Here is a 13,105-nt window from a genome sequence, read left to right on the forward strand (position 1 = left end):
TTTAGCATGCGTCCCGGCAGCGGCGGCCCGGCCTACTCCTGCCACAGATAGCGCGACATCAGCGTCTTCAGGCGGCCGCTCTTGTGCAGGCGCTCGATCGCCCGGTTCAGCGCATCCAGCTTGATCGGCGAATGCAGCGACAACGCGCACATGGTGGGCTGGGACGACACCACCAGCGGATGGATGCGGAAATTGGCGGCCTCCTGCGCGTGGCCGCGCGCCCACCAGACATAGGTGAGCTCGGTGACGACCGCGGCGTCGCTCAGCCTTTTTTCCAGCGATTTGAACAACAGGTCGAAGCGGGCTTCGGTGGTGCGCTCGCTGCGGTTGCTGGCCCACAGGTATTCCAGCGCGGGGTAATGGTAGCCATGGATGGTGCCGATGCGTTTGCCGGCCAGGTCGTCGAACTGGCGTATGGTAGGCTGGCTTTTCAGCGACAGCACGCGCTCTACCAGCGGATAGATTTCATGGCTCCAGCCCAAGCGGGCGGAGTTGCTGTACCAGTCCGGATTGGCGTTGCAGATGATGTCGACTTTTCCGGTTTCTATCGACGGCTCCACCCGGCGTCGCGCCAATAAGGTGAATTGCGGCTTCATGCCCATTTCGTCCGCCAGCAGCGTGCCCAGATCTCGGGCGAGGCCGCCGGTCAGAGCCGCCCCGTCCTCGGACAGCACGGCGATGGGCGCCGCGTCGGTATCCGAGACGCCGATTCGCAATGCAGATGGCTCGGCTTGGACCAGGGGAGAAAATAAAAGCAGCGGCAACAGCCATTTCTTATGCAAACTGGCCATATAGTTACTCTCTCAATATTCTATTGCCTGCGGTCTGACCCGGTGGATGGCGATGTTAAGATGATTTGAAGCATGCCGATCCGTATTTGATTTCGTTATTGGACAAAATACCAGCCAGCGCTATGACAAAACCATTACCCCATCCTGTCTTTCAGCACCTGTCGCAACGCATCCTGATCCTGGATGGGGGCATGGGCACTATGATCCAGCGTCATCAGTTGAGCGAAGCTGATTATCGCGGCGAGCGCTTCGCCGACTGGATCTGCGATGTCAAAGGCAATAACGACCTGTTGGCGCTGACCCGTCCCGACGTGATCGGCGGCATCCACCAGGCTTACTTGGACGCCGGCGCCGACATCATCGAGACCAACACTTTCAACGCCACTTCCATCGCCATGGCCGACTACCGGATGGAGGGGCTGGTGTGGGAGATCAACCGCGAAGCGGCCCGGTTGGTTAAGGACCTGTGCGCGGCGCAAACCGCCAAGGACCCGGCCAAGCCGCGCTTCTGCGCCGGCGTGCTCGGCCCCACCAACCGCACCTGTTCCATCAGCCCGGACGTCAACGACCCCGGCTACCGCAACGTCAGCTTCGACGAACTGGTGGAGAGCTACAGCGAGGCGATAGACGGCCTGGTAGCCGGCGGCGCGGATCTGCTGCTGGTCGAAACCATCTTCGACACGCTGAACGCCAAGGCGGCCGTGTTCGCCATTCATCAATACTTCGACGAGCGTCCGGACACGCCGCGATTGCCGATCATGGTGTCCGGAACCATCACCGATCAGTCCGGCCGCACGCTGACCGGCCAGACCACGGAAGCCTTCTACAACTCGCTGTCGCACGCCAACGCTGTCAGCTTCGGTCTCAACTGCGCCTTGGGCCCTGACTTGCTGCGGCCGTATGTCGAGGAAATGTCGCGGGTGTCGGCCACCTATGTCTCGGTGCACGCCAACGCCGGCCTGCCCAATGCCTTCGGCGGCTACGACCTGGAGTCGCAGGCGATGGGCGAGTATGTGCGGGAATGGGCGGAATCGGGCCTGATCAATATCGTCGGCGGCTGTTGCGGCACCACGCCGGAACACATCGCCGCCATCGCCCAGGCAGTGGCCGGCGTCGCGCCGCGCGCGCTGCCGGCCATCGAGGCCAAGTGCCGCTTGTCCGGCCTGGAGCCGTTCAATATCGGCGACGAAGACCTGTTCGTGAACGTGGGCGAGCGCACCAACGTCACCGGCAGCCGCGCCTTCGCCAAGCTGATCCTCAATGGCGACTACGCCACCGCGCTGGATGTCGCGCGGCAGCAGGTGGAAAACGGCGCCCAGGTCATCGACATCAATATGGACGAGGGCATGCTGGACGCCCACGCCGCCATGGTGCGCTTTTTGAACCTGATCGCCAGCGAGCCGGACATCGCCCGCGTGCCGATCATGATCGACAGCTCGAAGTGGGAAGTGATCGAGGCCGGCCTGAAATGCATACAGGGCAAGGGCATCGTCAACTCGATCTCGATGAAGGAAGGCAAGGACAAGTTTGTCGAGCAGGCGCGGCTGATCCGCCGCTACGGCGCGGCGGTGATCGTGATGGCCTTCGACGAGAAAGGCCAGGCCGACACCTACGCCCGCAAGATCGAGATTTGCGACCACAGCTACCGCATCCTGGTGGACGAAGTGGGTTTCCCGCCGGAAGACATCATCTTCGACCCCAATATCTTCGCCGTCGCCACCGGCATCGACGAGCACGCGCGTTACGGCCTGGACTTCATCGAGGCCACCGGCTGGATCAAGCAGCACCTGCCGCACGCCAAGATTTCCGGCGGCGTGTCCAACGTCAGCTTCAGCTTCCGCGGCAACAACAAGGTGCGCGAGGCCATCCACGCGGTGTTCCTGTATCACGCTATCCAGCGCGGCATGACCATGGGCATCGTCAATGCCGGCGCGCTGGAGGTGTACGACGAGGTCGACGCCGAGCTGCGCGAGCGCATCGAAGACGTGGTGCTGATGCGCCATCCCAAGGGCGGCGGTGACGCCACCGAGCGGCTGATCGAACTGGCCGAGAAGTTCAAGGGCGAGGCCGCCGGCGAGAAAAAGGGCGAAGACCTGGCCTGGCGCGCCCTGCCGGTGGAAAAGCGGCTGGAGCACGCGCTGGTCAAGGGCATCACGACGTATATCGTCGAAGACACCGAGGAAGTGCGGCAAAAGAGCGAGCGGCCGATCCACGTGATCGAAGGCCCGCTGATGGACGGCATGAACGTGGTGGGCGATCTGTTCGGCGCCGGCAAGATGTTTTTGCCGCAGGTGGTGAAGTCCGCCCGCGTGATGAAGGCCGCCGTCGCCCATCTGGAGCCCTTCATCGAGGAAGAGAAAATCCGCCTGGGTCTGGCCGACGCGCCGGCCAAGGGCGTGATCATCATGGCCACGGTCAAGGGCGACGTGCACGACATCGGCAAGAATATCGTCGGCGTGGTGCTGCGCTGCAATAACTACAAGGTGATCGACCTGGGCGTGATGGTGCCGTGCCAGACCATCCTCGACGCCGCGCGCGAGCATAAGGCCGACATCATCGGCCTGTCCGGCTTGATCACCCCCAGCCTGGAAGAGATGAGCCATGTCGCCAAGGAAATGCAGCGCCAGGGCTTCGACATCCCGCTGCTGATCGGCGGCGCCACCACCTCCAAGGTGCACACCGCAGTGAAGATCGCGCCGCATTATGCGCATCCGGTGGTGTACGTGCCGGACGCCAGCCGCGCGGTGGGCGTCTGCTCCAATCTGCTGTCGGACACGCTGCGCGACGGCTTCGTCGCCGAAAACCTGGCCGAGCAAGAACGCGCGCGCGAAGGCCACGCCAACAAGGCCAACCGCAAGGTGGTCTCGTTGGAGGCGGCCCGCGCCAACAAAGAGAGAATCGACTGGGCAGATTATGTTCCGCCCAAGCCGCGATGGCTGGGCGTGCGCCGCTTCGAGAACTATCCGCTGGCCGAGATCGCCGCCTACATCGACTGGACGCCGTTCTTCCAGAGCTGGGAGCTGGCCGGCCGCTTCCCGCGCATCCTGAATGACGAGATCGTCGGCGAATCGGCGCGCGCGCTGTATGAAGACGCCCAAGTCATGCTGAAGCGGATCGTCGACGAGAACTGGCTGGCCGCCAACGCGGTGATCGGCCTGTTCCCGGCCAATAGCGTCAATGGCGACGACATCGAAATCCGCAACCCGGACAACAGCGCCAGCCTGATGACCTGGGTCGGCTTGCGCCAGCAGCTGCCCAAAACCGACGGCAAGGCCAACTGGGCGCTGGCCGACTACATCGCTCCCCTGGACAGCGGCGTGGAAGACTACATCGGCGCTTTCGCCGTCACCGCCGGCATCGGCATCGAGCCGCATGTGAAGCGTTTTGAAGACGCCAACGACGACTACTCGGCCATCCTGCTCAAAGCGCTGGCCGATCGCCTGGCCGAGGCCTTCGCCGAGCTGATGCACGCCCGCGTGCGACGCGAGTTCTGGGGCTATGCCGCCGATGAGCAGATCGACAACGAAGGCCTGATCGACGAGCTCTACCGCGGCATCCGTCCGGCGCCCGGCTACCCGGCCTGCCCCGACCACACGGTGAAGACGGACTTGTTCAAGCTGCTGGACGCGCAGTCTATCGGCATGACGCTGACCGAAGGCTACGCCATGCTGCCGACTGCTGCGGTGTCCGGTTTCTATTTCAGCCATCCTCAATCGCGCTACTTCGGCGTCGGCAAGGTGGAGAAGGACCAGGTAACCAGTTACGCCGAGCGCCGCGGCGTCAGCATCGAGCAGGCCGAGCGCGATCTGGCGCCGAATCTGGGCTACGACGCCTAGGTCGCGGCAGCGATGAGGCCTTGGATCAAACCCGTTCTCGCCAGTCTCGCTTTCGGCGGCTGGTGGCTGCTGCTGACGCTGTGCCGTGACCGTTGGGTGATGGTGACGCTGGCCGCGGCGTTGCTGCTGTGGGAGGCCCTGCCTGGCGGCATGCGCGGGCGGGCGCTGGCTGCCTGCTTGACTTGGCGCTGGCGGCGTCCGGCCTGCTGCGTTTCGTCGGCGTCGGCGCGTTGCCGCTATGGATGATGGTGTGGTGGCTCAGTTTCGCCTGCTGGTGGCTGTGGCTGCTGCAATCCTGGCGGCCACGGCCGCGCTTGCTGATGTTGCTGGGCGCGGTCGCCGCGCCGTTGGCGCGCTACGCGGCGTTGGCGCGCTACGCGGCGTTCAAGTCGCAGGCGCTGCAGCCCGGCGTGGCCTGGTGGCTGCTGCTGCCCTTGCTGGCGCTGTTGTGGGGGTGGCTGCTGCCGCAGACGTTGAGGCTGGCGGCGCCGCGGATTGAGGGTAGAGCCCAGGCGGGTTAGGCGCGATCGGAACGCCAAGGCGCGCGACTGTGGATAACTTTCCGCGCGCGGCATGGCTGTGGGTAAGCCAGTTCATACCCAGGCCAGCGGCAGCAGCCCCAATCCGGCCAGCGCCAGCAGCAGCAGCAGGCTTTGTCCTCCCGCTTCGCGCGCGCCCAGTGCGCGGGCATAGATGCCCTTGGCGATATTGTTGGCCGCGGCGGCGATCAGGATGGCCGAGGCGGCTACCGGCAGCGGCATCAGCGCCGGCGTGGACTGGGTGATGCCCATGATGAAGGGGTCGACGTCGCTGACGCCCATCACCGCGGCCAGCGCGTAGACGCCGGACGATCCCAGATATTGGCTGGCCAGCCGGGTGGCGGCCAGCATGGCCAGGAACATCAGCGCGAACAGCAAGGCGGCGCCTAGCTCCAAGGGATTGCGCGGGCGATAGCCGCCGTTCTGGCCTGCCGGCGCGGCGCGGGCGCTTTTCGCCCACAGCCAGCCGCCCAGCAGCGCCGCAGCCGCCAGCGCGAGGAAGGGCAGCCACAGCCTTTGCAGCAGCGCGGGATTGAACAACGCCAGAAATACGCCCAGCCGCAAATACATGATGCCGGACGCCATCAGGATGGCGCCGGCGTACAGCCTGGGGGCGCCGGCCTCCACCGAGCGGCGCGCCAGCGCCACGGTGGCGACGGTGGATGAATAGGCGCCGCCGGCCAGCGCGGCCAGCAGCACGCCGCTGTGGTCCTGGCGCAGGCGCTGCAGCAGATAGCTGCCGTAGGACACCGCGCTGACGGCCACCACCACCAGCCAGGTCTGGAACGGGTTGACGTGAAAGCGGCCCAGCGGCGCGTTGGGCAGCAGCGGCAGGATCACCGCCGCCAGCAGCAGGAACTGGGTGACGGTGAGGATGTCGGCCGGATCGATGCGCCGGGCCAGGCTTTCCAGACCGCTCTTGAACTCCAGCAGCAACAGGCTGGCCACGGTCAGCGTGGTGGCCAGCCAGAACAGCTCGCGGAACACCAGCGCGCCTATCAGGTAGGTGGCCAGCGCCGACATCTGGCCGGTGATGCCGGCCAGGCCGGCGGCGTCCAGCTTGTGCCAGTAGGACAGCAGCAGGAAGGCGGCCACCACGACGAAGCCCAGCGTCAGCGGCAGCAACTCGCCGCCGGACAACGCCGCCATCGCGTAGCCGATCAGGCCGATCAGCGGGTAGGTTCGCACGCCGCCGAAGGCGTAGGGGTCGCCGTTGTGCTTGCGTTCTTCCCGCTCCAGGCCGAGCAGGAAGGACAGAAACAGCACCACGATGACCTGGGTGGCTTCGGGCGGCAGCCAGTCCGGGTAGATCATGTTCGCGCCTCCCGGCATGCGGACGAGGATGTCTTCAGCATACGCCGTCATCGGGCTTGGGGCTACGCGCGGACATGGGCAAGGCTGATGCGGGATGATCATGGCCGTCCTGTGGCGAAGATGCGCCTGTGGAGGACGGGCGGCAACCGCCGCGGTGAAACGCTGTGGGTAAATCGGAAAATAAAAGGCGGCTGTGGATAAGCGCGGCGGCCGGTTCAGGCGGCGGGAGTGTCCTGGCTGAACACATTGCGCCAACGGCCGTCGCGGCGCAGCCACAGCGAGGACACGAACATGGTTTCCCATTCGCCGCCGGGCTGACGCCAGCGGGCGCGGTAGCACAGCAGTCCGGCTTCGGGCGCGGCCCAGGCCAGCCGTTCCTGGTCCAGCCGATAGCCGGCGGCGGCGGGGCCGGCGCGCAGCGGCGCGACGTGCCCGTCCCGGTTGGCGAAGCCGCTGGGGTCGACCCCGACGAAGTCGTCTGCCAGCAACGCGGCGTCGGCGTCGGGATCGCCGGCGACGAAGGCCCGCCAGACGCCCTCTTCAAGCGACAGCAGGCATTCCAGCGTTGGCGATAGCGTTTTCACGAGGCATCGCCAGTCATTTCGACGAAGGCGAACACATAGCCATTGGGGTCCGGGAAATAGCAAACCCGGCAATGGTCGTCCTCATACTTGGCGATGATGTCGATCTTGTCGCCCACATGGTCCAGCTTGGCGATCATATCCTCCACGTACAGGTAGAACATCGCGCTGGCCGAAGTGTCGCGGGCGGGGAGCCGCGGCATGAAGGCATTGGCTTCGGCTACGGGTTGGACCATGAATAGCATGCGGCCGTTTTCGCTGATCATGTGCACGTTTTCGTGCTCGGAAATGCTGTCGCGCGTGACCCCGTAACCGAGAGACTCGAAGAAATCGAGGGTGGCGTCGATATCGAGCGCGGCGAGGCAGGCGGTGAAGGGCGCGTGGTTCACTTGAGGTCCTTTGCATATTGGGTGGGTGGCGCGGGAGCGAGGGGCCAGTCCGCGCTGTCGCTTTCGACATGGGATGAAGTCTAGTCCCCCCCTGCTGACAGCGTGCTGTCAGTGGCTCTCCAGCCGCCAAGCTTCCTGTTGCCGGCGCAGGAAGTCGGCCAGGCTGGCATGGGCCGGCGGCGGCGGCGTTTCGGTCCGCCGCAGGGACTGGATCCGGTCGACGCGGAAGCTGCGGTAATCGCCGCGCAGCGCGCACCAGGCCACCAGCGTCCATTTGCCGCCCCAGTACAGCAGGCCCAGCGGAAACACCGCGCGCCGGGTGCGCGCCTGCGCCAGGCTGAGATAGTCGATCTCCAGCGCCGCGCGCTCGGAAATGGCCTGCCGCAGCTGGTCCCAGCGCGCCTTGTGCGCGGCGTCGAAAGGCTCGGTGAAGGCCAGCACCGCGCCATCGCCGTCGCTGGCGCGCGCGTCGGGCAGGCTGGCGTAGATCTTGGCCAGCAGGCTTTGCGCCGCGCGGCTGAGGTCGTTGCCCACCGCGCGCGACAGCATGTCCATCGCCAGCGTCAGCGCTTCCAGCTCGGCCGAGGTCAGCGTCAGCGGCGGCAGCTCGAAGTTCTCGTCCAGCCGGTAGCCCACGCCGGCCTCGCCGTAAACCGGGATGCCGTTGACCGATAGGTCGTCGATGTAGCGGTAGATGCTGCGCGCCGACACATCCAGGCGTTCGGCCAGTTCCGCCGCGGTGATGGGCTGGCGGGCGCGGATCAGATTGACCAGTTGGAACAGGCGTTCGGCTTTGCGCATGGGAGATGGGGGGGATCGTCGGTTGCGGGGTTGCCAAGTGTAGCGCCAACGCGCGGGCGGCTACACTGAATCAAGGGCCCGGCGGGCCGTCATGCGGGAGGGGACCATGGACATGCTCAATCGCGAAAGCCTGTTGTGCCTGATGGAGGACGTGGAGTCGGAGGACCCGATCGATTACGCCGACTTGCCGTTCGATGAAAGCAATCTGCGGGAGCTGATCGTCGATTCGCTGCTGGAGCGGGAGCTGGTGTTCCGCGCCGAGGAGCCGGACGAGGCCAAGCGCATGCTGGTCTACCTGGCCGCCACCGCCCGGCTGACGCTGGAAAACATGGTGCTGCACGCCCGTTTGTTGCGGGCGGGGCTGGAGGACGCCTAGCGCCGCGACGGCGAAATAATCATACGGCATGAATCGGATTATACTGGCGGCTCTCCCTTCTCTAGGAAGCCGCCATGCTCCGCATTCTCGGCCGCAGCAGTTCGATCAACGTCCGCAAGGTGCTGTGGACCTGCCATGAAATCGGCCTCGATTACGAGCGTGAGGACTGGGGGCGCGGCTTTCGGCCTGTCAGCGATCCTGAGTTTCTGGCGCTGAATCCCTTCGCGCAAATCCCCGCGCTGGTGGACGGCGACACGGCGCTGTCCGAATCCAACACCATCTGCCGCTATCTGGCCGCCAAGCATGGCCGCGGCGATCTGTTGCCGGCCGATCCGGCCGGGCGGGCGCAAGTCGAGCGCTGGATGGACTGGCAGGCCGCCGATTTGAATCCCGCCTGGGTCTACGCCTTCCACGCGCTGAGCCGCAACAGCCCCGACCACCGCGATCCGGCGCGCATCGCCGACAGCGCGGCGGCGTGGAACAAACAGATGGCGGCGCTGGAGTCGCAATTGGGTGAGCGCTGGATTCTGGGGGACGCCTTCACCCTGGCCGACATCGCGCTGGGCCTATCCGTCCAGCGCTGGCTGCTGACGCCGTTCGACAAGCCTGCCTTGCCGAAAGCGGAAGCCTATTTCGAACGCCTGCGCCGTCGCCCCGCCTACCAGGCCCACGGCGGCGAGGGCGTGGCATGACGCGCGGACGGAGCCGGGTTTGGAGTTGAAGTTGTCCGCCGTCTTGAGGGCGGCCATTTATCGCTAAAAAAGAGGATGCATGATGCAAGACTTGCGCTGGAACGAAGTGGACGATTATTTCTGCCGACAGCTGGTTCATCAGGACGCCGCGCTGGAGGCGGCGCTGGCGGAAAGCGCCGCGGCCGGGTTGCCTGCGATCAATGTGGCGCCCAACCAGGGAAAATTCCTCAACCTGCTGGCGCGCATCCACGGCGCGCGGCGGATTCTGGAGATCGGCACCCTGGGCGGCTACAGCACGATCTGGCTGGCGCGCGCGCTGCCGGAAAACGGCCGCCTAGTGACGCTGGAGTACGAGTCCAGGCATGTCGAAGTGGCGGCCGCCAATCTGGCCCGCGCCGGCGTGGCCGGCAAGGTGGACATCATCCAGGGTGCGGCGGCGGACTCGCTGCAGCGGCTGATCGAAAACGGCGAACCGCCGTTCGATCTGGTGTTCATCGACGCCGACAAGCCCAATAACCCGGTCTATCTGGAGTTGGCGCTGCGCTTGTCGCGGCCGGGCACGGTCATCGTCGGCGACAACGTCGCGCGCCAGGGCGAGGTGGCCAACGCCGACAATCCCGATCCCGCCATCGTCGGCACCCGCCGCTTCATCGAGATGCTGGGCAGCCATCCGCGGCTGTCCGCCACCGCGATCCAGACCGTGGGCGGCAAGGGCTACGACGGTTTCGCGCTGGCCATCGTCGAGCGCTGAGGGGCGCGCGGATGGAAAAACGGGCAGGCGCCGCGAGGCCCTGCCCGTTTTCTTGTCGAGGAGGGCTTATTGTTGCGGGCCGAACACGTCGCGCCAGCCGGTGTAGGCGGTGACCGAGGCCACCGGAATCCACAGCAGCAGGCCCAGACCCAGCGGCAGCAGCGCCAGCACGCAGCTGACCATCAGCACCAGGCTGACCACCAGCAGCGGCAGCCAGTTGCGCAGGCCGGCCTTCAGGCCGGTGCGCAGCGCCGGCCAGGGATTGAGGCGGCTCAGCGCCACCAGCGCCGGGGCGAACCAGTAAGCCATGCCCAACAGCGCGCCGCCCACGCCGGCGACGATGACCAGCAACGCGACCGCGCCGGCGCCGATGCCGGTGTCGGAGATGCTGCCCTTGCCCAGCAGCGCCGTCATCAGCCCGCCGGACGCGCCCAGCGCCACCCCGGCGACGATGATTGCCAGCATCAGGCCGATCAGCATCGCGCCCAGCAGCAGCAGCGGGCCGGGCATCTGGCGGAAGGCGGCGAACAGGTCGGCCAGTTCCAGCTCCTCGCCGCGCTCGGACTTGGCGGCGGCCAGCACGAAGCTGGCGGCGAACACCGGGCCGATCAGCGCGCTGGCGAGATCGCCGAGGAGGGGGATGATGCTGAGGCCGATCTGGATCAGGATGTAGACCAGGGTCAGCAGCACCCAGGTCAGCGGCTGCAGACGGACGATCTGGAACGCCTCCACGAACCAGCGCCAGCCGCGTCCGGCGGCGACTTTGCGGGGGATGGGGAGGCTGTTGGGGTCTTGCATGGGGTTCTCCGTGGGCGCGCCGGGGCGCGGAATGTTGTTTGATTATGCCTTTGGATTGGCGTTGAGCAACGGGTATGCTTGATTGTACTCAATTCGCGGCGCGGCGGCCGGTTGCCGGGAAAGGCCTAAATCGGCGATAATCTTGCGGTTTTGCGACGGCGTGCCCCTGTCGCCAGCAGCATCGAGCGCGAGGGATGAACCGTCGTTCCGGTTCCCAATAGTCTTGAGGTTTTACCTGCATGGTTACCCGCACCGAGCTTGCCAACGCCATTCGCTTCCTCTCCATGGACGCTGTGGAAAAAGCCAAATCCGGCCACCCGGGCGCCCCGATGGGCATGGCTGACATCGCCGAAGTCCTGTGGCGCGATCATCTGAAGCACAACCCGGCCAATCCGGCCTGGGCCGATCGCGACCGCTTCGTCCTCTCCAACGGCCACGGCTCGATGCTGATTTACAGCCTGCTGCATCTGACCGGCTACGATCTCTCCATCGACGACCTCAAGAACTTCCGCCAGCTGCACTCCAAGACGCCGGGCCACCCGGAATACGGTTACGCGCCGGGCGTGGAAACCACCACCGGCCCGCTGGGCCAGGGCATCACCAACGCCGTGGGCATGGCGATGGCCGAGAAGATGCTGGCCACCCAATTCAACCGCGACGGCCACGACATCGTCAACCACCACACCTACGCCTTCCTGGGCGACGGCTGCCTGATGGAAGGCATCAGCCACGAGGCCTGCTCGCTGGCCGGCACCTGGGGCCTGAACAAGCTGATCGCCTTCTGGGACGACAACGGCATCTCCATCGACGGCCACGTCGAAGGCTGGTTCAGCGATGACACCCCGGCCCGCTTCGAAGCCTACGGCTGGCAGGTGATCCGCAACGTCAACGGCCACGATCCGGCCGAGATCTCCACCGCCATCGCCACCGCCAAGAAGAGCGCCGACAAGCCGACGCTGATCTGCTGCCGCACCACCATCGGCTTCGGCGCGCCCACCAAGCAGGGCAGCCACGACTGCCACGGCGCGCCGCTGGGCGCGGCTGAAATCGCCGCCGCGCGCGAAGGCCTGAAGTGGCCGCACGCGCCGTTCGAAATCCCGTCCGAGATCTACGCCGAATGGAGCGCCCGCGACCAGGGCGCCGTCGCCGAGATCGAATGGAACAAGCGCTTCGACGCCTACCGCGCCGCCCACCCGCAACTGGCCGCCGAGTTCGAGCGCCGCATGGCGGGCGAGCTGCCGGCCGGCTGGGCCGAAGCCCAGGCCGCAGCCGTCGCCAAGATCGCCGACGCCGCCCAGACCGTGGCCACCCGCAAGGCCAGCCAGATCGCCCTGGAAGCGTTCTCCCCGTCCCTGCCCGAGTTCGTCGGCGGCTCCGCCGACCTGACCGGCTCCAACCTGACCAATTGGTCCGGCAGCAAGTGGATCGACGGCGAAGGCAACGGCAACTACATCAGCTACGGCGTGCGCGAGTTCGGCATGGCCGCCATCATCAACGGCATGACGCTGCACGGTGGCCTGCGCCCGTACGGCGGCACCTTCCTGATGTTCAGCGAATACGCCCGCAACGCGCTGCGCATGGCCTCGCTGATGAAGATCAACCCGATCTTCGTGTTCACCCACGATTCGATCGGCCTGGGCGAAGACGGCCCGACCCACCAGCCGGTGGAGCAGACCGCCACCCTGCGCTACATCCCCAACCACCACACCTGGCGTCCGTGCGACACCACGGAAACCGCGGTGGCCTGGGCGCACGCGATCGAGCAGAAGCACACCCCGTCCAGCCTGGTGCTGAGCCGGCAGAACCTGCCTTTCGTCGCCCGCGACGAGGCGCAAGTGGCCGCCATCAAGAAGGGCGGCTACGTGCTGCGCGACGCCGCCAACGCCCGCGCGGTGCTGATCGCCACCGGCTCCGAGGTCGAGCTGGCGCTGAAGGCGCAGGAAACCCTGGCCGCCGAAGGCGTGCCGGTGCGCGTGGTGTCCATGCCGTGCACCAATGTGTTCGACGCCCAGGACAAGGCCTGGCAGCAGAGCGTGCTGCCGGCGGGCCTGCCGCGCGTGGCGGTGGAGGCCGGCCATCCGGACTTCTGGCGCAAGTACGTGGGCCTGGAAGGCGACGTGGTGGGCATGGCCACCTTTGGCGAATCCGCTCCGGCCGGCCAGCTGTTCAAGGAATTCGGCTTCACCGTGGAAAACGTGGTCGCCAAGATCCGCGCCGTTCTGCGTTAAGAAACAAAC

Annotated in this window: 13 protein-coding genes; 7 read left to right on the plus strand and 6 right to left on the minus strand. The window is 66.1% G+C overall.

All coding sequences use genetic code 11. The annotated features are described in order from the left end of the window. Positions 1-32: 32 nt before the first annotated feature. Positions 33-791 carry a substrate-binding periplasmic protein gene (locus DK842_RS08335; RefSeq protein WP_114061039.1) on the minus strand — a complete coding sequence of 253 codons (759 nt, stop codon included), beginning with the start codon at positions 789-791 and terminating at the stop codon, positions 33-35. A 122-nt stretch (positions 792-913) separates the two neighbouring features. Here DK842_RS08335 and metH point away from each other — a divergent pair, with 122 nt between their 5' ends. The 3 genes from metH to DK842_RS08345 are packed head-to-tail and all read left to right on the plus strand — an operon-like array spanning position 914 to position 5,148. Continuing rightward, positions 914-4,627: a methionine synthase gene (gene metH / locus DK842_RS08340; protein ID WP_114061040.1), complete on the plus strand. Its 3,714-nt coding sequence runs from the start codon at positions 914-916 to the stop codon at positions 4,625-4,627. Positions 4,628-4,639: 12 nt separating this feature from the next. Further along, complete coding sequence (locus DK842_RS23410) at positions 4,640-4,873, plus strand: hypothetical protein (protein ID WP_168194850.1); 234 nt, start codon at positions 4,640-4,642, stop codon at positions 4,871-4,873. Then, positions 4,810-5,148 (plus strand): DUF2878 family protein, encoded by a 339-nt coding sequence (locus DK842_RS08345; protein ID WP_168194851.1) that lies wholly within the window; start codon positions 4,810-4,812, stop codon positions 5,146-5,148. The genes DK842_RS23410 and DK842_RS08345 overlap by 64 nt, the downstream gene beginning before the upstream one ends. A 72-nt stretch (positions 5,149-5,220) precedes the next feature. Here DK842_RS08345 and DK842_RS08350 read toward each other — a convergent pair whose 3' ends face one another. The 4 genes from DK842_RS08350 to DK842_RS08365 form a co-directional block, all read right to left on the minus strand. Continuing rightward, entirely contained in the window at positions 5,221-6,480 is a 1,260-nt protein-coding gene (locus DK842_RS08350; protein WP_114061042.1) for an MgtC/SapB family protein, read from the minus strand. 215 nt (positions 6,481-6,695) lie between these two features. Further along, positions 6,696-7,064, minus strand: a complete 369-nt coding sequence (locus DK842_RS08355) for a nuclear transport factor 2 family protein (RefSeq protein ID WP_114061043.1) — start codon at positions 7,062-7,064, stop codon at positions 6,696-6,698. Further along, positions 7,061-7,450: a VOC family protein gene (locus tag DK842_RS08360; RefSeq protein WP_114061044.1), complete on the minus strand. Its 390-nt coding sequence runs from the start codon at positions 7,448-7,450 to the stop codon at positions 7,061-7,063. Before DK842_RS08360 ends, DK842_RS08355 begins: the two co-directional genes overlap by 4 nt. A 108-nt stretch (positions 7,451-7,558) precedes the next feature. Continuing rightward, positions 7,559-8,251, minus strand: coding sequence for a helix-turn-helix transcriptional regulator (locus DK842_RS08365; protein ID WP_114061045.1), 693 nt, complete (start codon positions 8,249-8,251; stop codon positions 7,559-7,561). Between the two features lie 106 nt (positions 8,252-8,357). Here DK842_RS08365 and DK842_RS08370 point away from each other — a divergent pair, with 106 nt between their 5' ends. From DK842_RS08370 to DK842_RS08380, 3 genes are all read left to right on the plus strand, one after another. Further along, complete coding sequence (locus DK842_RS08370; protein ID WP_114061046.1) at positions 8,358-8,627, plus strand: hypothetical protein; 270 nt, start codon at positions 8,358-8,360, stop codon at positions 8,625-8,627. A 74-nt stretch (positions 8,628-8,701) separates the two neighbouring features. Then, entirely contained in the window at positions 8,702-9,319 is a 618-nt protein-coding gene (locus DK842_RS08375; protein WP_114061047.1) for a glutathione S-transferase family protein, read from the plus strand. Positions 9,320-9,398: 79 nt separating this feature from the next. Then, positions 9,399-10,070, plus strand: coding sequence for an O-methyltransferase (locus DK842_RS08380; RefSeq protein WP_114061048.1), 672 nt, complete (start codon positions 9,399-9,401; stop codon positions 10,068-10,070). Between the two features lie 66 nt (positions 10,071-10,136). On the opposite strand, the gene DK842_RS08385 is transcribed toward DK842_RS08380, so the two are convergent. Further along, positions 10,137-10,868, minus strand: coding sequence for a BPSS1780 family membrane protein (locus DK842_RS08385; RefSeq protein WP_114061049.1), 732 nt, complete (start codon positions 10,866-10,868; stop codon positions 10,137-10,139). Between the two features lie 239 nt (positions 10,869-11,107). On the opposite strand from DK842_RS08385, the gene tkt reads away from it, so the two are divergent. Further along, positions 11,108-13,096 (plus strand): transketolase, encoded by a 1,989-nt coding sequence (gene tkt, locus DK842_RS08390; protein WP_114061050.1) that lies wholly within the window; start codon positions 11,108-11,110, stop codon positions 13,094-13,096. The last annotated feature ends 9 nt before the right edge of the window (positions 13,097-13,105 follow it).

The organism is Chromobacterium phragmitis, from assembly GCF_003325475.1.
Classification (GTDB): domain Bacteria; phylum Pseudomonadota; class Gammaproteobacteria; order Burkholderiales; family Chromobacteriaceae; genus Chromobacterium; species Chromobacterium phragmitis.